Annotated in this window: 20 protein-coding genes; 8 read left to right on the top strand and 12 right to left on the bottom strand. The window is 55.8% G+C overall.

Translation table 11 applies throughout. From position 1 onward, the window contains the following. Positions 1–27 precede the first annotated feature (27 nt). From ACXKZD_RS16885 to pepA, 3 genes are all read right to left on the bottom strand, one after another. The gene (locus ACXKZD_RS16885) at positions 28–2,883 is read right to left on the bottom strand and encodes a valine--tRNA ligase (protein WP_010251660.1); all 2,856 of its coding nucleotides are present in this window, start codon (positions 2,881–2,883) and stop codon (positions 28–30) included. Positions 2,884–2,888: 5 nt separating this feature from the next. Then, the gene (locus ACXKZD_RS16880) at positions 2,889–3,347 is read right to left on the bottom strand and encodes a DNA polymerase III subunit chi (RefSeq protein ID WP_010251657.1); all 459 of its coding nucleotides are present in this window, start codon (positions 3,345–3,347) and stop codon (positions 2,889–2,891) included. A gap of 65 nt (positions 3,348–3,412) precedes the next feature. After that, a complete protein-coding gene (gene pepA / locus ACXKZD_RS16875; RefSeq protein WP_010251654.1) occupies positions 3,413–4,924 on the bottom strand; it encodes a leucyl aminopeptidase in 1,512 nt (503 codons plus the stop codon). 268 nt (positions 4,925–5,192) lie between these two features. On the opposite strand from pepA, the gene lptF reads away from it, so the two are divergent. Together lptF and lptG are read left to right on the top strand one after the other, a co-directional pair. Next, positions 5,193–6,293, top strand: coding sequence for an LPS export ABC transporter permease LptF (lptF, locus tag ACXKZD_RS16870; RefSeq protein WP_010251651.1), 1,101 nt, complete (start codon positions 5,193–5,195; stop codon positions 6,291–6,293). Beyond that, on the top strand, positions 6,293–7,369 hold the full coding sequence (gene lptG / locus ACXKZD_RS16865) for an LPS export ABC transporter permease LptG (RefSeq protein ID WP_010251648.1): 1,077 nt from the start codon (positions 6,293–6,295) through the stop codon (positions 7,367–7,369). The genes lptF and lptG overlap by 1 nt, the downstream gene beginning before the upstream one ends. A 248-nt stretch (positions 7,370–7,617) precedes the next feature. Here lptG and ACXKZD_RS16860 read toward each other — a convergent pair whose 3' ends face one another. Continuing rightward, positions 7,618–8,253 (bottom strand): NADPH-dependent F420 reductase, encoded by a 636-nt coding sequence (locus ACXKZD_RS16860; protein WP_187491920.1) that lies wholly within the window; start codon positions 8,251–8,253, stop codon positions 7,618–7,620. A gap of 101 nt (positions 8,254–8,354) precedes the next feature. On the opposite strand from ACXKZD_RS16860, the gene ACXKZD_RS16855 reads away from it, so the two are divergent. Further along, positions 8,355–9,263 (top strand): LysR family transcriptional regulator, encoded by a 909-nt coding sequence (locus ACXKZD_RS16855; RefSeq protein ID WP_050679780.1) that lies wholly within the window; start codon positions 8,355–8,357, stop codon positions 9,261–9,263. 9 nt (positions 9,264–9,272) lie between these two features. Here ACXKZD_RS16855 and ACXKZD_RS16850 read toward each other — a convergent pair whose 3' ends face one another. The 3 genes from ACXKZD_RS16850 to ACXKZD_RS16840 all read right to left on the bottom strand — a co-directional run bounded on the left by ACXKZD_RS16850 (position 9,273) and on the right by ACXKZD_RS16840 (position 13,775). Then, a complete protein-coding gene (locus ACXKZD_RS16850) occupies positions 9,273–10,553 on the bottom strand; it encodes a DUF445 domain-containing protein (RefSeq protein WP_061703579.1) in 1,281 nt (426 codons plus the stop codon). Positions 10,554–10,579: 26 nt separating this feature from the next. Beyond that, positions 10,580–12,082, bottom strand: coding sequence for a helicase HerA-like C-terminal domain-containing protein (locus ACXKZD_RS16845; RefSeq protein ID WP_010671776.1), 1,503 nt, complete (start codon positions 12,080–12,082; stop codon positions 10,580–10,582). 121 nt (positions 12,083–12,203) lie between these two features. Further along, entirely contained in the window at positions 12,204–13,775 is a 1,572-nt protein-coding gene (locus ACXKZD_RS16840; RefSeq protein ID WP_033759684.1) for an ABC transporter substrate-binding protein, read from the bottom strand. Positions 13,776–14,464: 689 nt separating this feature from the next. Between ACXKZD_RS16840 and ACXKZD_RS16835 the strand changes: the two genes are divergently transcribed. From ACXKZD_RS16835 to ACXKZD_RS16825, 3 genes are read left to right on the top strand one after another with little or no spacing between them, the layout of a single operon-like run. Next, positions 14,465–15,193, top strand: coding sequence for a gluconate 2-dehydrogenase subunit 3 family protein (locus ACXKZD_RS16835; protein ID WP_010251628.1), 729 nt, complete (start codon positions 14,465–14,467; stop codon positions 15,191–15,193). 36 nt (positions 15,194–15,229) lie between these two features. Further along, positions 15,230–16,999: a GMC family oxidoreductase gene (locus ACXKZD_RS16830; RefSeq protein ID WP_010251625.1), complete on the top strand. Its 1,770-nt coding sequence runs from the start codon at positions 15,230–15,232 to the stop codon at positions 16,997–16,999. Between the two features lie 4 nt (positions 17,000–17,003). Then, positions 17,004–18,266, top strand: a complete 1,263-nt coding sequence (locus ACXKZD_RS16825; RefSeq protein WP_061703582.1) for a c-type cytochrome — start codon at positions 17,004–17,006, stop codon at positions 18,264–18,266. Between the two features lie 43 nt (positions 18,267–18,309). Here the strand turns inward: ACXKZD_RS16825 and ACXKZD_RS16820 are convergent, their stop codons facing one another. The 3 genes from ACXKZD_RS16820 to ACXKZD_RS16810 all read right to left on the bottom strand — a co-directional run bounded on the left by ACXKZD_RS16820 (position 18,310) and on the right by ACXKZD_RS16810 (position 20,280). Next, positions 18,310–18,978 (bottom strand): MarC family NAAT transporter, encoded by a 669-nt coding sequence (locus ACXKZD_RS16820; RefSeq protein WP_010671772.1) that lies wholly within the window; start codon positions 18,976–18,978, stop codon positions 18,310–18,312. A 24-nt stretch (positions 18,979–19,002) separates the two neighbouring features. After that, positions 19,003–19,638: a hypothetical protein gene (locus tag ACXKZD_RS16815; RefSeq protein WP_488981753.1), complete on the bottom strand. Its 636-nt coding sequence runs from the start codon at positions 19,636–19,638 to the stop codon at positions 19,003–19,005. Between the two features lie 132 nt (positions 19,639–19,770). After that, positions 19,771–20,280 carry a YjjA family protein gene (locus ACXKZD_RS16810; RefSeq protein WP_010671770.1) on the bottom strand — a complete coding sequence of 170 codons (510 nt, stop codon included), beginning with the start codon at positions 20,278–20,280 and terminating at the stop codon, positions 19,771–19,773. Positions 20,281–20,824: 544 nt separating this feature from the next. Between ACXKZD_RS16810 and ACXKZD_RS16805 the strand changes: the two genes are divergently transcribed. Continuing rightward, positions 20,825–21,226: a DUF2382 domain-containing protein gene (locus ACXKZD_RS16805; RefSeq protein WP_187511274.1), complete on the top strand. Its 402-nt coding sequence runs from the start codon at positions 20,825–20,827 to the stop codon at positions 21,224–21,226. Positions 21,227–21,242: 16 nt separating this feature from the next. After that, on the top strand, positions 21,243–22,238 hold the full coding sequence (locus ACXKZD_RS16800; RefSeq protein ID WP_033770902.1) for a YsnF/AvaK domain-containing protein: 996 nt from the start codon (positions 21,243–21,245) through the stop codon (positions 22,236–22,238). A gap of 104 nt (positions 22,239–22,342) precedes the next feature. Here the strand turns inward: ACXKZD_RS16800 and ACXKZD_RS16795 are convergent, their stop codons facing one another. Then, positions 22,343–23,044 carry a class I SAM-dependent methyltransferase gene (locus ACXKZD_RS16795; RefSeq protein WP_488981752.1) on the bottom strand — a complete coding sequence of 234 codons (702 nt, stop codon included), beginning with the start codon at positions 23,042–23,044 and terminating at the stop codon, positions 22,343–22,345. Further along, entirely contained in the window at positions 23,008–24,021 is a 1,014-nt protein-coding gene (locus tag ACXKZD_RS16790; RefSeq protein ID WP_488981751.1) for an HNH endonuclease family protein, read from the bottom strand. Before ACXKZD_RS16790 ends, ACXKZD_RS16795 begins: the two co-directional genes overlap by 37 nt. Positions 24,022–24,333 lie beyond the last annotated feature (312 nt).

Genomic DNA, 24,333 nt, shown 5'->3' with positions numbered 1-24,333 from the left:
CGGGGTTTATTCAGAGCGAGGAATCAATCAGAGCGCCGCAATGACCGCCTGCTGTTCAATCAGTTTTGTTTTTGATTGTTGCAGGTCCGCTACGCGTTCGCGCTCTTTCGCCACCACCGCTTCCGGGGCACGCGAAACAAAGCCTTCGTTCGCCAGCTTGGTCTCGATCTTCTCGATTTCCACATCCAGCTTAACCAGCTCTTTCGCCAGACGCTCCAGCTCAGCGGTTTTATCCACCAGATCCGCCATCGGGATCAACAGCTCTGCGCCTTCAACCAGTTTGGTCACCGACACCGGACCTTTCTCGCCCGCAGGCAGAATGGTCAGGCTTTCCAGACGCGCCAGGCGCGACAGGAAGTTGCGGTTAGCTTCAACGCGACGCAGTGCCGCAGGCGAGCAGTCACGCAGCAGCACATCCAGCGGCTTGCTCAGTGCGATGTTCATCTCGGCACGGATATTACGCACCGCCACGATCGCCTGTTTCATCCACTCGATGTCCGCTTTCGCTTCGGCATCTTCTTTCGCCGCATCGTACTGCGGGAAAGGCTGCAGCATGATGGTGTCGTCGCTGATATTTTTCAGCCCCTTCACGCGCTGCCAGATGGTTTCAGTGATAAACGGAATGATCGGATGCGCCAGACGCAGCAGCGCTTCCAGTACGTGAACCAGCGTATGACGGGTGCCACGCAGTTCAGATTCACTGCCGCTGTTCATGACCGGCTTGGTCAGCTCCAGATACCAGTCGCAGAACTGGTTCCAGGTGAAGTCATACAGCAGGTTAGCCGCGATATCGAAACGGTAGCTATCCAGCGCTTCACGGTACGCTTTCACCGTGTTGTTGAACTCGGTCAGGATCCAGCGATCCGCCAGCGACAGCGTCATTTCGCCGCCGTTCTGTCCGCAATCCTGCTCTTCGGTGTTCATCAGCACAAAGCGGCTGGCGTTCCACAGCTTGTTACAGAAGTTGCGATAGCCTTCCAGGCGCTTCATGTCCCAGTTGATGTCGCGACCGGTAGAGGCCAGCGCCGCCAGGGTGAAACGCAGCGCATCGGTGCCTGATGGCTCGATGCCGTCCGGGAACTGCTTCTCGGTACGTTTGCGGATTTTCTCCGCCAGCTGTGGCTGCATCATGTTGCCGGTGCGTTTTTCCAGCAGCGCTTCCAGTGAAATGCCGTCGACCATATCCAGCGGGTCAATCACGTTGCCCTTGGATTTCGACATCTTCTGACCTTCTTCATCACGGATCAGACCGGTCATGTAGACGGTTTTAAACGGTACCTGTGGTTTGCCGTTTTCATCTTTGATGAAGTGCATGGTCAGCATGATCATGCGGGCAATCCAGAAGAAGATGATGTCGAAGCCGCTGACCAGCACGCTGGTCGGATGGAAAGTACGCAGCGCTTCGGTGTTTTCCGGCCAGCCCAGGGTGGAGAAGGTCCACAGACCTGAGGAGAACCAGGTATCCAGCACGTCATCATCCTGACGCAGCGCGACGTCGGCGGCCAGGTTATTCTCGGCGCGCACTTCGTCTTCGGTGCGGCCGACGTAGACGTTACCGTTGTCGTCATACCACGCCGGGATGCGGTGACCCCACCAGAGCTGACGGGAGATACACCAGTCCTGAATATCGCGCATCCAGGAGAAGTACATGTTTTCGTACTGCTTCGGTACAAACTGGATGTCGCCGTTTTCAACGGCTTCAACCGCGACTTTCGCCAGCGGTGCGGTACGCACATACCACTGATCAGTCAGCATCGGCTCGATAACCACGCCGCCACGGTCGCCGTAGGGCACGGTCAGATCGTGGGGTTTGATCTCTTCAAGCAGGCCGAGTTCATCGACAGCGGCAACAATCGCTTTACGCGCCGCAAAGCGTTCCATGTTCTGGAAAGCCGCCGGGATCTCATCGGAACAGGCATCGCTGGCTTCGCCATTGGTGTCATACACCTGAGCACGGTCGCGGATATCGCCGTCGAAGGTCAGGATGTTGATCATCGGCAGTTTGTGACGACGGCCGACTTCATAGTCGTTGAAGTCATGCGCCGGGGTGATCTTGACGCAGCCGGTGCCTTTTTCCATGTCGGCATGTTCGTCGCCAACGATAGGGATAAGACGGCCAACCAGCGGCAGCATCACAAATTTGCCGATCAGATCTTTGTAACGTGGATCTTCCGGGTTAACGGCGACGCCGGTATCGCCCAGCAGGGTTTCCGGACGGGTGGTGGCGACCACCAGATAATCTTTACCGTCGGCGGTTTTTGCGCCGTCAGCCAGTGGATAGCGGATATGCCACATCGAGCCTTTGCTCTCGCGGTTTTCCACTTCCAGGTCGGAGATTGCGGTACGCAGTTTTGGATCCCAGTTCACCAGGCGTTTGCCACGGTAGATTAGGTTCTCTTTATAGAGGCGAACAAACACCTCTTTCACGGCGTTGGAAAGGCCATCGTCCATGGTGAAGCGCTCGCGCTCCCAGTCGACGGAGTTGCCCAGACGGCGCATCTGGCGGGTGATGGTGCCGCCGGACTCTGCTTTCCACTGCCAGATTTTGTCGATGAACGCATCACGGCCATAGTCCTGGCGCGTCTTGCCCTCTTCAGCCGCAATTTTGCGCTCAACTACCATCTGCGTTGCGATGCCCGCGTGGTCCGTACCCGCCTGCCACAGGGTATTTTTCCCCTGCATGCGCTGGTAACGGATCATGGTGTCCATGATGGTTTGCTGGAAGGCGTGACCCATGTGCAAGCTACCGGTGACGTTCGGCGGCGGGATCATGATGCAAAAGCTTTCCTGGCTGGTATCGCCATTCGGTTTGAAGTAGCCCTGCTTTTCCCAATGCTCGTAAAGCGGCTGCTCGATATCTTGCGGGTTATATGTCTTTTCCATTTCTGCTATGTCGTTTGCGGCTGTGGTGGCGCTGCCGTATTCAATTGGAATCCAACGCTGCGATACGCTTTATAGCGGTCGCGCGCCAGTTGTTTGAGCGTGTCTTCGTAAGGAACGAAGTCTATCACTTCATGGAAAGCAGTAGCAAAATCTGCGAAGTGGGGCAGCAGGCTAATCAGCAGGTCACGCGGTGAACTGCCGCGACGCTGTGGCCAGGCCAGCTCAACCGGCGCACCGTAGCGCGGGCCTTCACCCGCCAGGTTATGCGGCACGAAGGCGTTTGCCGGTCGTTGCCACAGCGCTTCGTCGAGACGAATGGCTTGCTGTTCATCTTCGCAGGCGATCAACACCCGCTTTCCGGCCCGCCAGCGTGTTTCCGCCAGATTGCACACCAGCGCTTCAACGGCGCTAAGGCCATCGCTCGTTGCATCGGTTTCCAGCACGTAGAAGGTTGCGTTTTTCATCGGTTTGCTCATCAGAAGATCAAGGGCGGAATGATATCCGCCCTTGCTGTCAGAAAAGAGGGCGCTTAATCGTCGCCGTTCAATCCTGCCCGATTCAACAGAAATTGCGACAGCATCGGCACCGGACGTCCGGTGGCGCCTTTGGCCTTGCCGGAGCGCCAGGCGGTACCGGCGATATCCAGGTGTGCCCAGTTATATTTGCGGGCAAAGCGTGCCAGGAAGCAGGCGGCGGTAATCGCGCCGCCGGGACGGCCACCAATGTTCGCCATATCGGCAAAGTTGGACTCCAGCTGCTCCTGGAACTCATCCGCCATCGGCAGACGCCAGGCGCGATCGCCTGACTGCTCCGAGGCGCTGATCAGCTCATGCGCCAGCGGATTGTGGTTCGACAGCAGGCCACTGATGTGATGACCCAGCGCAATCACGCAGGCACCGGTCAGCGTCGCCACGTCAATCACCACTTCCGGATCGAAACGTTCAACATAGGTCAGCGCATCGCACAGGACCAGGCGGCCTTCGGCATCGGTGTTCAGCACCTCAACCGTCTGGCCAGACATGGTGGTCAGCACGTCGCCCGGACGCATCGACCGGCCATCCGGCATGTTTTCACAGCCCGCCAGCACGCCAACCACGTTCAGCGGCAGATTCAGCTCTGCCACCATACGCATTACGCCATAGACGGCGGCCGCGCCGCACATGTCATACTTCATTTCGTCCATGCTGTCGGCAGGCTTGATGGAGATGCCGCCGGAGTCAAAGGTCAGCCCTTTGCCCACCAGCACAATCGGACGTGCTTCCGCATCCGGATTGCCTTTGTACTCAATTACCGACATCAGCGATTCGTTTTGCGAACCGGCCCCGACAGCGAGATAGGCGTTCATGCCCAGCTCTTTCATCTGCTGTTCGCCGATGACGCGGGTGGTGACATTTTTGCTGAAGGCATCCGCCAGCTGACGCGCCTGTGACGCCAGATAGGCGGCGTTACAGATATTAGGTGGCATGTTGCCGAGATCTTTAGCCGCTTTCATACCGGCCGCGACTGCTAATCCATGCTGGATCGCCCGTTCGCCGCTGGTCAGTTCACGGCGGGTCGGCACGTTAAAGACCAGCTTGCGCAGCGGACGACGTGGCTCCGCTTTGTTACTTTTCAGCTGGTCAAAGTTGTAGAGCGCCTCTTTGGAGGTCTCTACTGCCTGACGCACTTTCCAGTAGGTGTTGCGGCCTTTGACATGCAGCTCGGTCAGGAAGCAGACCGCTTCCATTGAGCCGGTGTCGTTGAGCGTGTTAATAGTTTTCTGAATGACCTGCTTGTACTGGCGTTCATCCAGCTCACGCTCTTTACCGCAGCCAATCAGCAGAATACGCTCGGACAGGATATTTGGCACATGATGCAGCAGCAGTGTCTGGCCCACTTTTCCTTCCAGCTCGCCGCGGCGCAGCAGGGCGCTGATGTAGCCGTCGCTGATTTTATCCAGCTGCTCGGCAATCGGTGACAGACGACGCGGTTCGAAAACGCCAACGACAATGCAGGCACTGCGCTGTTTTTCCGGGCTTCCGCTTTTTACACTGAACTCCATGCACTCTCCTGAATCTTAAAGACAACGGCCGCTGCTGCCGCTAGAATGTAGCGCGCTCATGACCCATTTATTCATCGTCGCAGCATGACATTCTGCTGCTGGAGGTCATAATGAATCAGGGTGACAAGATGTTGTTTTTTCACCACCCGGACGCGTTTTTCATACAAATTTAGCTACGGCGACGGCCATTGATGAAGAAAAATGGCTGATAAGCGTTGAAACTAGCGATTTTCCTGCAAAAAGACAAGTTTTCACAGGCGTACTAAGCGTGATCATCATTAGATATCTGGTTCGGGAAACGCTCAAAAGCCAGCTGGCTATCCTGTTTATCCTGCTACTCATCTTCTTTTGTCAGAAGTTAGTCAGGATCCTGGGTGCCGCGGTGGATGGCGAAGTGCCGACAAACCTCGTTCTGACCTTGTTAGGACTCGGTGTGCCTCAAATGGCACAACTTATACTGCCCTTAAGTCTGTTTCTGGCGATCCTGATGACGCTGGGGCGGCTCTACACGGAAAGTGAAATTACCGTGATGCACGCCTGCGGCCTGAGTAAGGCCGTCCTGGTGAAAGCAGCGATGGTGCTGATGCTGTTTACCTCGATAGTGGCGGCCGTGAACGTCATCTGGCTGGGGCCATGGTCATCCCGCTATCAGGATGAGGTGACGCAGAACGCCAAAGCGAACCCGGGCGCGGCAGCAATGGCCGCCGGACAGTTCCAGACCTCCAGTGACGGCAGCGCCGTACTGTTTGTCGAGGATGTGAAGGGCAACAACTTTGGTAACGTGTTCCTGGCGCAGTTACGGCCAAAGGGCAACGCGCGACCGTCGGTGGTGCTGGCTGACAGCGGTCACATGGAGCAGCATAAAGATGGCTCGCAGGTGGTGACGCTGGATAAAGGCACCCGTTTTGAGGGCACCGCTCTGCTGCGTGATTTCCGTATCACCGACTTCACCAATTATCAGGCCATCGTAGGCTATAAAGCGGCAACGCTCGATCCTAACGATGCAGAACAGGCAAGCCTGACCGACCTGTTCGCGAATAAGACACCTGAGTTTCAGGCCGAGCTGCACTGGCGTCTGACGCTGGTGTTCTCGGTGCTGGTGATGGCGCTGATGGTAGTGCCGCTCAGCGTGGTGAACCCACGTCAGGGGCGCGTGCTGTCGATGCTGCCCGCCATGATGCTCTATCTGATTTTCTTCCTGTTGCAGAGCTCGCTGAAGTCGAGCGGCGCGAAAGGGCGGCTCGATCCGGCGCTCTGGATGTGGGTGGTGAATATCAGCTATCTGGTGCTGGCGGTGCTCCTTAACCTGTGGGATACGGTGCCGATGCGTCGGATTCGCGCCCGCTTTACCCGCGGAGGGTCGGTCTGATGTTTCGCGTACTTGACCGCTATATCGGTAAAACCATTTTCAATACCATTATGCTGACGCTGTTCATGCTGGTGTCGCTTTCCGGCATCATCAAGTTCGTCGATCAGCTGCGCAAGACCGGCCAGGGCAGCTACAACGCGCTGAGCGCCGGTTACTACACGCTTCTTAGCGTACCGAAAGATATTGAGATCTTTTTCCCGATGGCGGCTCTGTTGGGCGCACTGCTGGGACTGGGCGCGCTGGCGCAGCGCAGTGAACTGGTGGTGATGCAGGCGGCGGGCTTTACCCGCATGCAGGTTGCGCTGTCAGTGATGAAAACTGCGATTCCGCTGGTGTTGCTGACCATGGCGATTGGCGAGTTTGTTGCGCCCTCGGGCGAGCAGATGGCGCGTAACTACCGGGCGCAGCAGCTTTACGGTGGCGCACTGGTCTCGACGCAGAACGGTCTGTGGGCGAAAGATGGCAATAGCTTTATCTTTATCGAGCGCATTAAAGGCGACAACGAAATTGATGGCGTGAGCATCTACAGCTTTAACGATCAGCGTCGTCTGCAGAGTGTGCGTTACGCGGCGACGGCGACCTGGGATGCGGCTAAGAAGCGCTGGATACTGTCGCAGGTTGATGAGTCTAACCTGACCGATCCGAAGCAGATTACCGGTTCACAGAGCCTGAGTGGCGAGTGGAAAACCAATCTGACGCCGGATAAGCTGGGTGTGGTTGCGCTGGATCCTGACGCGTTATCGATTCGCGGTCTGCATAGCTACAGTAAATATCTGAAGCAGAGCGGCCAGGAATCGGGACGTTATCAGCTGAATATGTGGAGCAAAATTTTCCAGCCGCTGTCGGTGGCGGTGATGATGCTGATGGCGCTGTCGTTTATCTTCGGACCGCTGCGTAGCGTGTCGATGGGTGTGCGGGTAGTGACCGGTATCAGCTTTGGCTTCCTGTTCTACGTGCTGGACCAGATTTTTGGTCCGCTGAGCCTGGTTTACGGTCTGCCGCCGATTCTGGGAGCGATTCTGCCGAGTTTTGCGTTCTTCGCTATCAGTATGTTTATGTTGATTAAGCGGCGCTAAGCGCAGTAAATGCAGTAAAAGAAAAGGCCGCGCAAGCGGCCTTTTTTGTTTTTAAAGTGAAGGCTCAGGGAGCATACGCCTTCCACAAAGACGCAAAAGCGCCATCCGTGGCGGCTCAGCGCGGGCCATCCCTGGCCCGCTATGCTTTGCTACAGGCGTATGCTCCCATCGCTTTACGTTTGACAGCCGTGTGGAAGATGCAGTTTCAGTGACGGTTTCAGCGGCTTTATTCTGCGCTGATGCCCTGTTTATGCGGAGTGCCGGGTCGTCTCTTTCAGTGTCCTGATAAGTTGTTCTCTGTTCAGGGCTACGCAATAGGCGGGCGTCGCACGCTCGAAACGCCAGCCTTCCGCTAACGAGCCCGCATCCACGGCATCAAATCCAAAGGCTTCATATAAAGCCGTGGCGATCGCTTTCCCTTCGCTATCATCTCCCGCCAGCGGTAACGCCTGTCGGTTGGCATCGCCCGGCGGCAGGCCCTGAGTTTCAAGATCGGTCATGCGGATGGCATTGAATGCCTTGGTGACGCGGCTGTCAGGAAGCAGGCGGGCAAGCCGTTCACTGGTGCTGATGCTGCCATTGAGCAGCTCTTCAATTTCGCCATCGCGGTCGGGATAGTAATTGACCGCATCAAGCACGATTTTTCCCCACAATTCTGTGGCCGGAAGTTGTTCCGTTGCCGTGAGCGGCACGGCAATCACCACCACGTCACCGAACTCTGCGGCCTCGGTGGCGGTGCCGGTTTCACAGCCAATCATCGGTTTCAGGCTGAACAGCGTTCGTGGATCGCGCGAGTTGCTGAGCATCACCTGATGTCCCGCCTGAATCGCCAGTTTTGCAATCGCCCGGCCAACAAAGCCTGCGCCAATAATGCCTATTTTCATACGTTTCTCCTCGATGAGTTTCACGCACTGACCTTAATTAAAAACAGGAGGTGAATAAATCGACAAACAGACGCAATATAAACAACCAACAGGAGGGAATCATGGATCGGCTTACCAGCATGAACGTGTTCGTTACCGTCGCGGAATCGGGCTCGTTTGCCGCCGCAGGCGGGCATTTGCAAATCTCACCGCAGATGGTGGCGAAGCATATCGCCATGCTGGAGAAGCATCTCGGTACGCTGCTTCTGCATCGCACCACCCGACGACAAAGCCTGACGGATGTGGGCCGCAACTATTACGAACGCTGCAAAATCGTGCTGGCAGAGGTGCAGGAAGCGGATGCGATCGCGCTGGATATGCAGCAGCGGCCGTCCGGTACGCTGAAGGTCAGCGCCCCGGTCACGTTTGGTTCTTTTAGCCTGGCGCCGTTTGTGACCCGCTATCTTGACCGGTTTCCGGAAACGCAGGTCGATCTTGAACTCAGCGATCGGCTGGTCGATCCGTTTGAAGAGGGTTATGAGGTGGTGATCCGGATTGGTGCGCTGGCGGACAGTTCGATCATCGCCCATCCACTGCAGCCCTACCGGCTGATAGCCTGCGCGTCGCCAGCCTATCTGGCGCGGCACGGTGTGCCCGCCACGCCAGCGGAGCTGGTGAACCACGCCTGTCTCGTTTATGGCATCTGGTCGCCCTCAAAACCCTGCCGCTGGGTATTCAGCCAGGCCGGTAAGGTTGAAGAGGTGCATCCGCAGGGGCGCATGCGGTCGAATGACTGGAAAGCGCTGCTGCATGCGGCGCTGGAGGGTTATGGCATTACCCTGGGGCCGGCCACCATTCTCTCTGAAGAGATCAGACAGGGCCGGCTGGTCCAGGTGCTGCCCGATTATGCCGGGCCAGCACGACCCATGCATGTGCTGATCCCGGCGGGCCGCCGCCAGACGGTGAAAATCCGCAGCTTTGTTAGCGCTATTATCACCGAGTTTGGCCTCTATCCACCCCAATCCGGCTAAACCAGGCGGTTATCGGCTCAGCAGCGGGAGTAACTGGGGCAGCTGCGACAACAGGTAGAGAATCAGCCCGATGGTGCCGCCAACCAGCGTGCCGTTGATGCGGATAAACTGCAGGTCTTTGCCGATATTAAGTTCGATCTGCTGCGACATGTCGCGTGCATCCCAGCTCTTCACGGTGTCGCTGATGTGGCGCGTCAGGAAGCCAGCAAACTCTGGCGCAACGCTGCGTGCGGCCTGTTCCAGATGCTGATTCATCGAGTCACGCAGCGCCGGGTCGGCCGCCAGAGTTTCGCCCAGCCACAATGCTGCACCGCGCACTTTCTCCTGCACTCGTGAATCATCACTGCTGAGATCCGCCTTGAGCCAGTTGCGCATATCATTCCACAGCTCGCCGATGTAACGATTGAATGAGGCATCTTCTTTCAGCCAGCCTTTGATCTCCTCGGCACGCTCTGCCATCTCCGGGTCGTTCTGCAGTTTAACGATCAGCTTGTCGACCGCCCGATTGAAGCCGAGGCGCAGCTCATGGCCCTGATCCAGCGCCACATCATCCAGCAGTGAATCGACCGCGTTTGCCACCAGCTCGGCGCTGTGCTCGCCCAGCCATTCGGTCGGCAACATTTTTGCTTTAATCGGATGCTCGCGTTTCAGCCAGCGCACCAGCTGCATGGCAATAAACTCGCGGGTACTGGGCTTATGCAGCAGCTTCAGCAGCTGTTCGATTGCCGCGTCCAGCAGCGCCTGATGACGGTTGTTTTTCGTCAGGCTCTCCAGCAGCAGGGCGCTGGTCTGGCTGAGATCGACCTTGTCGATGGCGCGATGTACTGCGCGGCGCATGAAATTCTGGATCCGTGTGTCATCGGTCAGATCAAGGAAGCCGCGCATGACCTGCAGCAGATGGCGGCCAATGTGGTCAGCATTGCCCGGCGCATTCAGCCATTGCGCCAGCAGGTTGGAAGGATCGTGACGGCGAATCAGATTGAGCAGCGAGTCGGTATCAAGAAACTTCTCCTGCACAAAGCGACCGAGGTTTTCACCGATACGATCTTTGTTGCGCGGAATGATGGCGGTATGACGCGAGATAAAGGGCACCGGCACGCGCCGGAACAGTGCGACCACCGCGAACCAGTCCGCCAGCGCGCCGACCATCGCAGCTTCTGCTATCGCCTTTACGCCGCTGACCCAGAAGCCGGGTGGCAGAAAAAGCGTAACGATAAAGGTAATTGCAGCCAGCAGTAACAGCAGCAGCGCCAGACGTTTCGTCCGTTTCAGTTCGTGTTGTTTATCCATATCCTGATCTTAGCAGAGAGCCGGTTTCATCGGCGACGACCACCCAGCAGGCTGCCGAGTACGCCGCGGATGATCTGATTGGTAATCTGGCGCGTAGCGCTTTTCGCCATGGTCTGCACCACGCCATCGTGCTTGCCGCCGCGCGGGCCGGTTCGGCCAAACAGGATCTCTTTCAGCCCGCCGAGAATGCCGTTATCTACCGCGACATCGTCGCCTTTCGCCGGAGGCGCACTGGCCTGATCGCTGGCGGCCTGAAACCCTTTTTGCAGCTTCTCAAATGCCGATTCGCGATCAACTTCGCTGTCATATTTGCCATAGAGCGGTGAATGGTTGATCAGGCCGTTGCGTTCATCGCCTGTGACCGGACCCATACGTGAGCCGGGGGCGATCACCATGGCGCGTTCTACCACCGACGGGCTGCCTTTGGTATCCAGGAAGGAGATCAGGGCTTCGCCGGTGCCCAGTGCCTGAATCGCCTCTACGCTGTCAAACGCTGGGTTGGCGCGCAGGGTATCGGCGGCGGTTTTTACCGCTTTCTGATCTTTAGGGGTGAAGGCGCGCAGGGCGTGCTGAACGCGGTTGCCGAGCTGGCCCAGCACCCGATCGGGAATATCCGCCGGGTTCTGGGTGACGAACCAGACGCCGACCCCTTTGGAGCGGATCAGCCGCATGACCTGTTCTATTTTCTCCAGCAGCACCGGCGGCGCGTCGGTAAACAGCAGGTGCGCCTCATCAAAGAAGAACACCAGCTTTGGCTGATCGAGATCGCCCGCTTCCGGCAGGTGCTCGTAAAGCTCCGACAGCAGCCACAGCAGGCTGGTGGCGTAGAGTTTCGGCATCTGGTAGAGCTTCTCAGCGGAGAGGATGTTGATGACGCCTTTGCCGTTGCTGTCGACGCGCATCCAGTCGGCGATATCCAGCATCGGTTCACCAAAGAAGTGCTCCGCGCCCTGTTGCTCCAGCGTCAGTAACCCGCGCTGGATGGCGCCGACCGAGGCGCTGTTGATGTTGCCGTAGTGGGTCTGGAAGCTTTTGGCGTTGTCACCGATGTACCGGGTCATGGCGCGCAGATCTTTGAAGTCCAGCAGCAGCAAACCCTGATCATCGGCGATGCGGAAAATAATCTGCAATACGCCACTCTGCACCTCATTCAGATTCAGCAGTCGCGCCAGCAGCAACGGCCCGAGATCGGAGACGGTAGCGCGAACCGGATGGCCTTTCTCGCCGAAGATATCCCACAGCACCACCGGATTGCTCTGCGGCTGCCAGTCGGTGACGCCGATTTTCGCCAGCCTCTCCTGCAGCTTTTCGCTGGACTGGCCAGCCATCGCCACGCCGGTCAAATCGCCTTTAACGTCAGCCATAAAGACCGGCACGCCGCTGGCGGAGAACGATTCAGCCAGTTTCTGCAGCGTAACGGTTTTACCGGTGCCGGTCGCGCCGGTGATCAGGCCGTGGCGGTTGGCCATTTGCGGCAACAGATGAAGTTCGACGTCTGGCGTACGGGCAATCAGTAGCGGGGAAGTCATGATTTTCCACTCTCAGGCATTGGATTATGCCTGAAGGATAGCAAGCCGGAGCGGCACAGGAGGAGAACTATTCACCAAAAAAAAGGCCGCTGCCCGGGGAACAGCGGCCTGCAACAGTGGTTTACTTCTGAACCTCTTCAAAATTGAGCAGGCTGACCCCGATGCCCTGCTGCAGATGACTGAGGTTGCTGCGCACCGCCACCTGGGTTGCGCCCTGTAACAGCATGACAAACGGAGAATCCTGCTGGATGCGGGTTTGCAGCCCGGTGTAGAGGTTGCGACGTTTCACCGCATCGCTCTCTCCGGCGGCGGCGCGGGTCTGTGCACTCAGCTCCGGAATCGTCCAGCCGACGCGCCACGCCAGGGTTTTGCCGCCGCCCGGCACGTTATAGGCAAAGGTGCTGGCATTTGTATTGGGATCGATGTAGTCCGCGCCCCAGTAAGTAAAGATGGCCTGGAAGTCACGGCTGCGCATTTTGCTCCACAGCTCCGATTCCGCCACCGGCTGGATATCAAGCTGCACATCCGCTTTGGCAAAGCTGGCCTGCAGTGCCTGCGCCACATCAATATAAGGCGGCTGGTTCACCACCGTCAGCGCGATATGGGTGCCAGGCTTGATGCCGCCTTTTTGCAGTATCGCCTGCGCCTTTTTCAGATCGTAATGAAACGGTGTCGTGTTCAGCGCACCATCGAAGCCGTCCGGCAGGAAGCTCTGATGAATGCGGTACTGACCTTTCAGCAGCTGGTTCGCCAGGCTGTCATAGTCAACCAGCCAGCGAGCCGCCTGCCACAGCGCCGGATTGCCCAGCGCCGGTTGCTGCGGGCTTTGGGTGTTAAAGCCGATGTAATAAACCAGGCTGGACGGGAAGGCGTCGACACGCACATTCGCCACATTTTTCAGCGCGGCAATCTGATCCGGACCGAGCTGATAGGCGACATCCACATCACCCTGCTGTATCAGCAGACGGCGGCTGCCGGGATCGGCCACACCTTTCAGCAATACCCGCTTCAGATGCGGCTTCTGGCTGCTGTGGGGATTGGCTTCCAGCACCAGCGCCTGTAGCGGCACAAACTGTTTGATGGCATAGGCGGCGCTGCCGGCGGAGTGCACCTTCAGCCAGCTATTGCCGTAATCGTTGTTGCTGGCGTGCTCTTGTGCCAGTTTGCTGTCGACGATGGAGGAGACCGGCGCGGTCAGCAGGCGCAACGCCAGATCGCTGCCAATCTCCGCTGGCCAGCGCAGTTCAAGCTGGTGGTCGTTGATCACGGTGAACTGCTGATCGATGTTTTCTGGCGTCCAGCCAAATTCACCCAGAATAAAAGAGGGCGCTTTATTGAGTTTTACCGCGCGGGTTAATGAAAAGACCACATCCTGTGCAGTCACGGGATGACCACTGGCGAAGCGGGCCTGCGGATTAAGATCAAACACCAGGCTATGAGGCGTTTTGCCTGCCTGCCAGCGCGTAGCAGCCAGCGGTGAGAGCTGCTGCGGATTCTGATGATCCGGCTCCAGCAGTGTCTGATAGATATTGCGCTGGCTACTGTTGCTGACGGTCTCAAAACTTTCCGCCGGGTCGAAACTGATGATGCCATCAAGCGGAACGGCAATCACCAGCGTGTCGGCAGGCGTGGCGGCATGTGCCGGGTGAACCAGTGCCAGAGCCGTAAACAGTGACAAGAGTGTTTTTCGCATGGAGGGTTATCCTGAGTCGTTGATAGCTCTACTCTATCGGGCGCCGGATAATCTCCAAATGCGGGTTTCTTATGAGCTTTGCACAATTATTAGCGTAGTCATTCAGGCAAAGAGACAAAATAAGATAATGACGGTCAGTAATTATTTTATTGTCATTTTACAGCGGGCGGAATAAAGCCGGTTTTACTCAGCCGATCACAAATTGCGCACAGTCTGATTGTATGACTATCAAAGTCACTATAGTGTTAACGATGAGAATGATTCTCTTGTATGGAAGTATGATATTTTTTTATCGGTTATCTGGCGTGATGATGTCAGGGCGAAAATAATAACCCTCATTCCTGCGTTAAAAGAGTTAAATACCCGATGTTTATGCGGTTTTACCCCCGATTTTCGCGCTGTAAATCTTTTACCTCTCTGCAACCCTTTCGCAACACCATGATAAACTTTTACTAAGACACATCTTAAATTCAATTTTTACATCCAGACATATCTATATCCCTAAGATTGCCAGGTTATTAACCGATAAGTTCCGTTAGTCACCGAACCATAATTCTACCTGCCCTTGTCTGTTCTGCCGTCGTCTGTGCCGCGTGCGTTGATCTCTGCGGGGAGTTTTCCGCCTGCACTCAGCCTTTCAGCTTCATAACAAATAAAGCGGGTATTTAGCAGATGAGAGTCGTGCGGATATGCTTTTAGAAAAACCCACCACCAGGCGTAAATTTTTGCTCGGTTCACTGCTGGCGTTGCCATTAAGTGAACTGGTCTTCAAAGGCATTACTGCGGCACAGGCGGCAGAGATGGCCGCACCGGAGTTAGCCGATTACAAACCGATCTTTTTTAGTGCCGATGAGTGGCAGTTTATCCTGGCCGCCACTGACCGTTTGATTCCGGCAGGTGGCAAAGGCAAAGCGCCGGGCGCGCTGGAAACTAACGTGCCGATCTTTATCGATCAGCAGCTGCACAGCGAAGCGTTTGGCAGCGAAATCTACATGCAGGGGCCGTTCAATACGCAGGCGCCCGCGACCATGGGTTACCAGATCCCGTTCCGCCCACAGCAGATGTATCAGACCGGTATCCGGCTGATTAATCAGTGGTCGCAGAACACCCATCAGAAAGCGTTTCATGCACTGACGCTGGAAGAGAAAGATGCGGTACTGACCCAGGTAAACAAAAACGAGATCGACTTTGCCGCACTGGGCGAAGCCGATCTTAAGCCTGCGCATTTCTTCAGCCAGCTGCTTTCCGATACCAAGCATGGCTACCTTGCTGACCCGATGTACGGCGGTAATAAAGGCATGAAAGCCTGGATCGCCATCGGCTTCCCCGGCGCGCGTGCCAGCTTCACCGAATGGGTGAAACAGCACAACGTTCCTTATCCGCTGGGTCCGGTCAGTGTGAAGGGCGAACGCGCGTAGGGCGCGTCCACATCAGGTATTTGAAACAGGATTATCATGGCACAGGTTACTAAAAAAGAAGTCGACGTCGTGGTCTGCGGCCTCGGCTGGGCAGGCTCGCTGATGAGCATCGAGCTGGCACTGGCAGGTCTGGATGTGCGCGCCCTTGAGCGCGGCGGCGATCGCGATTATGACGAGTTCGCCTACCCGAAACCAGCGGATGAATACGCCTATGCGGTGCGCAATAAAGTATTTGCTACCCCCGCCGAAGTGGCGGTCACCGTGCGCTACAACAGCAGCCAGACGGCATTGCCAACCCGTAAATGGGGTGCATTTGCACCGGGCACCGGCGTAGGCGGTTCCGGCCTGCACTGGACGGCGGTACTGATCCGTCCGACACCAACCGATATCAAACTGAAGACCTATGTCGACGAGGCTTACAAGCCGGGCATTCTGCAGGATGATATGCGGGTGATGGACTTCCCGTTCAGCTGGGAAGAGATCGAACCCTACTACTACAAATTCGAACTGATTTGCGGCCAGTCGGGCAACACCGGCAACCTGCGCGGCAAAATTCTGGAAGGCGGCGATCCGTTTGAAGGCCCGCGTTCTGAGCCTTATCCGCTGCCTGCGCTGGATGACACGCTGAACAATGTGATGTTCAAAGAGGTGGCGACCAAACTCGGTTACCATCCGTTCCCGAACCCGTCGGCCTGTGTGTCGCGTGCGTGGAAAAACCCGTACGGCAACCAGATCGCGCCGTGCAACTACTGCGGCTACTGCAGTAAATATCCCTGCCTGAACTACTCCAAAGCGTCGCCGCAGACCGCCGTAATGGATTCACTGAAGCGTATGCCGAACTTCTCCTATGAAGTGAATGCGGAAGTGATCAAGGTCGTGCTGAACGATGATAAGAAAACCGCAAAAGGCGTGATCTACATCGATGCACAGGGCAACGAGTGCTTCCAGCCAGCGAAAATCGTGGTGCTGAGCAGCTTCCAGCTCTACAACGTGCGACTGATGCTGCTCTCCGGCATCGGCAAGCCTTACAACCCGATTACCGAAGAGGGTGTGGTAGGGCGTAACTACGCGTTCCTGTCCAACGGCGGCGCGACGCTGTTCTTTAAAGATAAAAACTTCAATCCGTACGCTACGGCGGGCGCGACCGGCCAGATGTTTAACGATATCTCGCCAGGCAACTTCGACGGCCCATCACTCGGCTTCCTCGGCGGCGCGAAGATCCACAGCTCACAGGCGACCGGTACGCCGATCAGCACCGCGCTGCCAAAAGGCACGCCGACCTGGGGTATGGGATACAAGGAAGGTCTGGAGGAGTGGTACGGTCATTCGATGAAGATCAGCATTACCACCACCTGTCAGTCTTACCGCGATATCTATCTGGATCTCGATCCGAACTACAACGATCACCGTGGCCTGCCACTGCTGCGCATGACCTTCAACTGGAAAGAGAATGAGCTGAAGCTGCAGCAGCACCTGAAAGGCATCGTCGGCAATATCGCGAAAGAGCTGAATCCTGACAGCATGAGCATGAGCTTCCTGCCAATGGGTGCGGATTTCGATCTGACCAAATATGTCTCTACCCACAACGTGGGCGGTGCCGTAATGGGCGATAACCCGAAAACCTCGGCGCTGAACAAGTATCTGCAGAGCTGGGACGTGCATAACGTCTTTGTGCCGGGCGGCAACGCTTTCCCGCAGAACTTCCAGGCGAACCCGACCGATACCATCGGTGCGATCACCCTGATGGCGGCACAGGCGATCAAAGATCAGTATCTGAAAAATCCCGGCCCACTGGTACAGGCATAAGCGCATGAATAAGCTGAAACTGAAATCTTTTATCTTTGCCAACGCGGTGCTGTTAGCCAGCGGATTTGCGCTGCCGGTTCACGCCGAAGATGAAGCGCAACTGATTAAGCAGGGCGAATATCTCTCGCGGCTGGGCGACTGCATGGCCTGCCACTCACTGCCTGGCAAGCCTGACTATTCAGGCGGGCTGGCGATTGAGTCGAACCTTGGCACCATCTTCTCCACCAACATCACGCCCGATAAGCAGCACGGCATCGGCAACTACAGCGAGCAGCAGTTCTCTGACGCAGTGCGCAAAGGGGTATTACCGGACGGTTCGCATCTCTATCCGGCGATGCCTTATCCTGATTACGCCAAAATCAGTGATGCCGACATCCACGCGCTTTACGTCTACTTCATGAAAGGCGTGCAGCCAAGCGCAGAACAGCCGCCGGAAACCGATCTGAGCTTCCCGTTCAGCCAGCGCTGGGGCATGCGTTTCTGGAACTGGGCGTTCGCCTCGGATAAGCCGTTTCAGCCGATTGGTGGTGCGTCAGCAGAGGTTAACCGCGGTGCCTATATCGTGGAGAGTCTGGGCCACTGCGGCAGCTGTCATACGCCGCGCGGTCTGGGCATGAATGAGAAAGCGCTGGATAGCGGTGACGATAAATTCCTGGCAGGCGGCAGCCTGAACAACTGGGATGTGCCGTCACTGCGTGGCCTGCCACGCTGGAGCGAGCAGGAAGTGGTGGATTACCTGCAGACCGGTCGTAACGATAAAGCAGCGGTGGGCGGCGAGATGACCTCGGTGATTGAGCACAGCAGCTCACACATGACCGACGCCGATCTCAAAGCCATCGCGGCCTACCTGAAGTTCCTGGGCGGCAACCCGCCATTGCAGGCGTACAACGTGCAGGCGCAGCAGGCAACGGAAGCGAAACTCACTGCCGCGAAGAACCTGAGCGAAGGCGAGCGTCTTTATCTGGATAACTGCGGTGCCTGTCACTTCGTGACCGGCAAAGGCGCGCCAGGGATCTTCCCGGAGCTGGATCAGGCGACGATTGTCAATGCCAAGGATCCAACCGGATTGATCCACACCATCCTGGCCGGCGCACAGCAGCCTTCCACCGCGAAGGCCCCGTCGAAACTGGCGATGCCAGGCTTTGGTCAGCGTCTGAGTGATGAAGAGGTGGCGCAGCTGGCGACCTTTATTCGCCAGGGCTGGAGCAACACCGCGTCAGCGGTGAGCAAAGATCAGGTTGCTGAAGTGCGTAAAACGCTGAAGTAATCGAGCTTTCCCCTCTGCCCGTTCGGAGAGGGGAAATCCCGGATTAGTGAAAGGTGCGCACCACTTCCAGCACGCCGTTAATGATAAACTGCACGCCCATACAGACCAGTAAAAATCCCATCAGGCGCGATATCGCCTCAATGCCGCTTTTACCCACCAGCTTCATGATGGCACCCGAACTGCGCAGTGAAATCCACAGGATCAGACTCACCAGCAGGAAGATCAGCACTGGCGCGACGGTGATTACCCAGGCCGGAAAGTCGACGCCGCTTCTTACCGTCGAGGCAGAGGAGATGATCATCGCAATGGTACCTGGCCCCGCCGTACTCGGCATCGCCAGCGGCACAAAGGCGATATTCACTGGCTCTTTGGCTTCATCCAGCTCATCCAGTTTCTGCTTTGCTTCGACAGAATGGCCGGCAGGTTTAGCCGGAAATAGCATCCGAAAACCGATAAAGGCGACGATCAGACCCCCCGCCATGCGCAGGCCAGGAATGGAGATGCCGAAGGTATTCAGCACCGCGCTGCCCGCGTACCACGCCACCATCATGATGGCGAAGACATAGATAGAAGCCTGGCGCGCCTGTCGGTTGCGCTCCTGGAAGTTCATCTCACCCGCCAGCCCCAGAAACAGCGCCACGGTGGTGAGTGGATTGGCGAGCGGCAGGATCACCACCAGCCCCAGGCTGACTGCTTTAATTAACTCCAGCATGACAAATCGCCTTTTCCGTGGTGATTAGTGCTTCGGACGCTCCAGCGCCTCAAGCAGTTCCGGGAAGAAGTCCTGCAGGATTTCAGGCGTCATCAGTTCGGGATACTGCATCAGATGCTCACGGATACGCTCATTGATGTCCGGCAGCAGACGCTGGGCCGCAGCGCTGGGGGTGATTTTGTGCTTCTTCATGGCGCGCAGCAGATCGCCTGGCAGCGCGTCTTCGTCGTCGGCGTCATCCACCATCTCCAGCGCGTCCAGCTCGTCGAACATCTCCATCAGCGCTTCGGTCTGCGGCGTGCGCGACTCATATTCACGCGGATGTTCATCTTCCAGGAAACGCAGCATAGCGCGCATCGGCGTGCCGTCTGGCGTGGAAGGCGGCTCGGTAGCGAACCAGCTCAGCAGCTGATGCATGGTGACCTGATGGACGCGAAAGCCGCTGTCGACCAGCTCATCGGCCAGCAGCTCGGCGGTTTCGTTTTCAATCACGCAGATGTGGGTACGTTTGGGTTCGTACTGCTCCAGCCACTGGTAGATCTCTTCAATCACGCCATCGTCATACTCGAATTTTTTGGTGACATAGCTGTCGTCCTGTTCGTGAACGCAGGCCTGAATCTGATCGGGGTCGAAGTAAAGTGCGATGTTGATGCCTTTCATGCGTGCTGTCCTGTAGAAATCAAAACAACACTATAGCGCTCAACCCCAGGTTAAGGGAATGTCAGGCGTCACAGCATGGGGGGCGTTTAACGCTCCCCTCAGAGCAGAGAGGGGAGAGAGAAGGGAAGGAGATCAGGAGATAAAGTTTTTGCCCTGCTTCAGCACCACATCACAGGCTTTGGTTTTCAGCTTCTCACCCATCGGCGAGTTGCTCAGGCTTTGCAGATTCAACTGCTGGCCATTACCGGTATTCAGCAGACCGGCCACGCCCTGGGTGTAATCGGTTTTCTGTTCCTGCGCGGTGGTGGTGTTCAGACCGAGCTTGCTCAGCACCTGGTCTTTGACCGACTGCACGTTGTTTTTCACCACGTTGTGTTCGACGCAGTACTGCATCACACCAGCGGCGTTGGTCATGCTGTTGGCGCTGACCGCTTTATCGCCGCCACCCAGCATGCTGGTAATGGTAGAAAGCGACATGCCGCCATTCTGCTGCGTGGTGCCGGTGCTGCTGCCGTTGTTTTGCTGGCTGAGCTGTGACGCTGCACTGCTCAGCTGATCCTGCCAGCTTGCCGCTGATGCACTGCCTGCGACCAGAAGTGCCGCCAGTCCCCATCCCCACGCACTGCGTTGTGCTTGCTTCATTTCAACCTCGGTATGTGCTTATTCAGTTTTCCTAAGAAAGGCTGACGGGCAGAAAGTTCCTGACTTCCTTTTATAAAAAGCGTCTTAAATAGCACTTTGGGAATCTTCTGTAATAAGAGCGATAAAATATTCAGATGCTTGTGGGTGTTATTATTCTGTGAAGTGATTAACTGAAGGCAGTAATAAGCACATCCCGCGGAAATATTATTTAATATCCTCACGATTTTTATCAGGAATTGTCCTGGTTTAAATTAAAGTTACCGCTTTGCTTATAGCGTGTTTTCTAAGCGCTTGCGTCTGGTCTGGTAATATTTACCTGCGAAATCATATTAATATAACTTATTGTATTTTAGTTATTTTTAATTTTTAGCGTAGCGGTGATTTAAGCCAGATTGCTGTTTTTTGATACGATTTTCTGTGCCGTAATTCAATTTAGTTGGCGGAGTTTTTTATTATTCCGGCTTGCGAAATCAGCCAGAGTGTTCATGCTTAATCACTGTGTCAGGCAGTTGTGGTAGATATTTAATTTAACGGGAGCGATATTATGGCTGGACAGCCAGAGCACAATAATAATGCAGAGGTCACGCTTAAACTCGCTGAAGAGAAAATAGCCCTGACGAAGCAAAAGATTGTGGATGGAAATGTCCGTGTTACCCGTTCCACAACTGAGCATGACGAGGTCATCAGTACACTGCTTAACCGGGAGAAGGTTGAGGTTGAGCATGTAGCGAAAGCGCAACCTGTTGAAACGATGCCCGAAATCAGGGAAGAGAACGGTGTACTGATTGTCCCGGTAGTAGAGGAAGAAATCCAAATCGTCAGAAAGCTGGTGCTTAAAGAGGAGATCCACATCCGAAAAGTGCAGGAGAATGTTCCTTTTCAGGAGGTGGTGACCCGACGTGAGCAGCAGGTGAACGTTGAAAGAGATGACGATCAAATTAGCTAACAGAGAGGAACCTATCATGGCACATGAAAAAATCGTAACACTGTTCGATTCTGCAATTCAGGCAGAGGCCGCGAAAAGAAATCTCGTGAAAGCAGGCTTTTCTGATCGGGACATCAGTCTTATCAGTGGAGAACGTTTGCAGGAGGAAGGACACTCTATCCGCCATCCGAGCATCTGGCAGCGTCTGTTTGGTCACTCCGTTGATAAAGAGCAGGCCGATGTTTACACCAGAGCGATGGACAAGGGCGGTGTAGTGCTGACCATCCGCACTGAGGAGGAGAAGCTGGCTCGCGCCATGACCATTCTCCATTCTCATGACTCGGTGGACGTTCCGTCACGTATGCAAAGCTCGGTTGAGAATGGCACCACCGCGCCGGGCATCAACCCGACGACGGCCGGTAAGCAGTTTGCCGGTGAGACCAACGACCGCCAGGTTGAACCGCGACGCACCTCACTGACCGGTGATGAGAGCGAAGCTGATATTCTGCGTCTGGCCGAAGAGCAGGTAGAAGTGGGTAAACGTCTGGTGAGCGAAGGCTCCACCCGCGTACGCCGCTATACCGTGACCGATACCGTATCTGAAGACATCTCGCTGCATGAGCAGCACGCTGACATCTTCCGCCGTTCGGTGAATGAACCCGCGCTGGCTGGTGAAGTGGACTGGTCCGAGAAAACCGTCGAGGTCGCTGAGACCCATGAGCAGCCGGTAATCAACAAAACGACCCACGTGAAAGAAGAAGTAGTGGTACGTACCGACGGCAGCGATCGTACCGAGACCATTAACGACACGGTGCGTCGTCAGGAAGTGGATATCGACCATGCACGAGGTGGTCTGGAGCGCGAGCTGCCGGGTACGACCGCAGGGGTAAAACCAGCGACCGCCGCAGCAGGCACGCAGTCACCAGGGGTGCATAACCGTGACCACAAAGAGAGCCTGACTGAGAAGGTGAGTGAGAAAGCCAGCGAAGTGAAGGATAAGGTCGGGAATAAATTGCACGACCACTCGCATTGAGGCGCTTATCCTGACAACAACAGGCGCTAATGGGCACCGCTGATGCCCGATGCTGAGCATGCAAGATGCAAGAAGGGGCCAACCGAGAGGTTGGCTCTTTTGCGTTATTTTTTCCTGATAATCGCATTCAGCCAGACTTCGTCGCCACGTCCCGCTCGTACATCACCGGTCTGCCAGATTGTTTCTGTTTCAAGGGCGAACCTATTTACCGCTGCGTCCTCAGAGCCAGCCTCTCTTTTTATCCCTATCTTATTTGTAGCCAGAATGTCACCGCCAAGTGTATTAACCCCATCTATCAGTTTCTGTAAGCCAGCCACATCCATATCTGTAAATCTGCGCCCATCCTTTTCCCGTTCGCCGCGGCCATATTTAAAAGAGAGATACCCTACGGCGCCAGGCTTCAGCGCCATTGCCAGTTTTGTTATGACGCCGGGTAGTTCAGCTTCGGAAACATGCAGCAGCGAGGCGCAGCACCAGATACCGTCATATCTTTCAACCGCATCCACATCCTGAAAGCGCATCTGCGCTACAGGCTTTCCGGATAACTGGCGGGCCAGCGCAACCAGCTCCGCCGAGGCATCAAAGGCTTCGACGGCAAAACCCATTTCGCTGAAGGCTTTAACGTCACGACCTGAACCACAGCCTGCATCAAGAATGCGAGCGCCCGGCGGCAGGCAGTCAATAAAAGGCGGGTAAAGCGCAGACATATCCACGCTTACCGTATCGGTAAAAAACCGCTGAGCGTTCTGTCGGTAATAATCTTCATTGTTCAAAACAGGCTGTCTCCCTGTGCCGCTGGCTGCCATTCGTGGAGCAGAGAAAATTTTGCCGTATCCCAGCTGTTTTGCAGGAAGCTGTGCCGCAGCATCGGCGTTGCGCCGGTCTGGCGGATTAACGTCTCCCGCAGTGGCAGATGACTGTTAATAAAGTATTCGTTTCGATCATGCAGTCGCTGCAAAAGTGTTATTGAGGGAATACGTGCAAATTTACCCTGGGAACCGCGATTACAGGTCTGGCAGGCCAGCACCAGATTCCAGACGCCGTTGAGGTTGCCGATTTGCTCGCTGAGCATCAGCGGCAGAAAGTGATCGACATCCGCTAGGTTCTCTTCGCCACCCGTCACGCCAATGGCACGGAAGCAATAAAAGCACCGGCCTTTCTGGTAGCCGTTCAGGCTGCTGCGGCAGCTGGTAATGGTGACGCGCCGACCGCTCTGGCGACTGAAAAGCATCTTGTCATTATCGTCATAATCAACCGCAATCAGGTTATGTGAAACGTTCATCGCCCAGGCTTCTTCTACCAGCCGCCATCTGGCATCCGTTTCCGCTTTCAGACTGGCAAACTGTTCGTTTTCCGTCAGCTGATAAAAGTTATCCGTAAGCCTAATGCCTTTATGGCTTCGCCGTTCATCCAGGAAAAAGCGTTTGTCGATCTCGGCGTGATTCACATTATGAAAAGCATCGATGACGTTAGCGAACCCGCGCTTAACGGTAATAGCAATTAACTGCTCTTCGCTGATTTCGCCTGCGTTGAATTGTCTGCATGCCTCCAGAAACTCGCTGCTTTTGCTGGTGATCTGCTTTGGTGCATGGCGCAGGTGGGCACACAAATGCCGCACAAAAGGCACGGCCAGCGCTTCCAGCGTAATCAGGTCGTTGTCCGGCTGCTTCAGGTCATAAAGCGCATGAGCAAGCGCAAATTTATAGGAGGCGACATTTTTGCCAAAAAGGATAACGCCGCGCCAGTAGTTTTCAAGGCGGGGATCGGCCTGGTAAAAGCGCATGCAGGATCCTGTTTTGCGAGACAGCTCGAAAAAATTACGTAACAGGATCACATAACAAATGCAGGTAAATGTAAACCGTAAAGGTGGGGAGGAGTTGGGCGTTTCTAAGGGCGAACAGGCGCTGTAAGACAATCAAGACAACATCAGCGTGAGAGGTAAGTAGAGGGAGGATACTCAGGCTAAAACGTTGGGCCATAGCCGGATTTATTCAGGCAACTCAGTTGTGCGGCAGGTGCGCAGCAATGTCTGTCGCTGGTACGCGTCAGACAGATCGTAGTGCACTGAAAGATGAGCGGGCAGGGCGGTAAAAAC

Source organism: Pantoea sp. ABR1s, assembly GCF_057812235.1.
This window is presented reverse-complemented; position numbering and strand designations above follow the sequence as displayed.

Bases quoted from the DNA above. Each gene is read 5' to 3' on its own strand.
- ACXKZD_RS16820 (WP_010671772.1), bottom strand. From the start codon at position 18,978: ATGCTGGAGTTAATTAAAGCAGTCAGCCTGGGGCTGGTGGTGATCCTG.
- ACXKZD_RS16800 (WP_033770902.1), top strand. From the start codon at position 21,243: ATGGCACATGAAAAAATCGTAACACTGTTCGATTCTGCAATTCAGGCA.
- ACXKZD_RS16810 (WP_010671770.1), bottom strand. From the start codon at position 20,280: ATGAAGCAAGCACAACGCAGTGCGTGGGGATGGGGACTGGCGGCACTT.
- ACXKZD_RS16815 (WP_488981753.1), bottom strand. From the start codon at position 19,638: ATGAAAGGCATCAACATCGCACTTTACTTCGACCCCGATCAGATTCAG.
- pepA (WP_010251654.1), bottom strand. From the start codon at position 4,924: ATGGAGTTCAGTGTAAAAAGCGGAAGCCCGGAAAAACAGCGCAGTGCC.
- ACXKZD_RS16830 (WP_010251625.1), top strand. From the start codon at position 15,230: ATGGCACAGGTTACTAAAAAAGAAGTCGACGTCGTGGTCTGCGGCCTC.
- ACXKZD_RS16855 (WP_050679780.1), top strand. From the start codon at position 8,355: ATGGATCGGCTTACCAGCATGAACGTGTTCGTTACCGTCGCGGAATCG.
- ACXKZD_RS16825 (WP_061703582.1), top strand. From the start codon at position 17,004: ATGAATAAGCTGAAACTGAAATCTTTTATCTTTGCCAACGCGGTGCTG.
- ACXKZD_RS16840 (WP_033759684.1), bottom strand. From the start codon at position 13,775: ATGCGAAAAACACTCTTGTCACTGTTTACGGCTCTGGCACTGGTTCAC.
- ACXKZD_RS16805 (WP_187511274.1), top strand. From the start codon at position 20,825: ATGGCTGGACAGCCAGAGCACAATAATAATGCAGAGGTCACGCTTAAA.
- ACXKZD_RS16850 (WP_061703579.1), bottom strand. From the start codon at position 10,553: ATGGATAAACAACACGAACTGAAACGGACGAAACGTCTGGCGCTGCTG.
- lptG (WP_010251648.1), top strand. From the start codon at position 6,293: ATGTTTCGCGTACTTGACCGCTATATCGGTAAAACCATTTTCAATACC.
- ACXKZD_RS16860 (WP_187491920.1), bottom strand. From the start codon at position 8,253: ATGAAAATAGGCATTATTGGCGCAGGCTTTGTTGGCCGGGCGATTGCA.
- ACXKZD_RS16835 (WP_010251628.1), top strand. From the start codon at position 14,465: ATGCTTTTAGAAAAACCCACCACCAGGCGTAAATTTTTGCTCGGTTCA.
- ACXKZD_RS16795 (WP_488981752.1), bottom strand. From the start codon at position 23,044: ATGGCAGCCAGCGGCACAGGGAGACAGCCTGTTTTGAACAATGAAGAT.
- ACXKZD_RS16885 (WP_010251660.1), bottom strand. From the start codon at position 2,883: ATGGAAAAGACATATAACCCGCAAGATATCGAGCAGCCGCTTTACGAG.
- ACXKZD_RS16790 (WP_488981751.1), bottom strand. From the start codon at position 24,021: ATGCGCTTTTACCAGGCCGATCCCCGCCTTGAAAACTACTGGCGCGGC.
- ACXKZD_RS16880 (WP_010251657.1), bottom strand. From the start codon at position 3,347: ATGAAAAACGCAACCTTCTACGTGCTGGAAACCGATGCAACGAGCGAT.
- ACXKZD_RS16845 (WP_010671776.1), bottom strand. From the start codon at position 12,082: ATGACTTCCCCGCTACTGATTGCCCGTACGCCAGACGTCGAACTTCAT.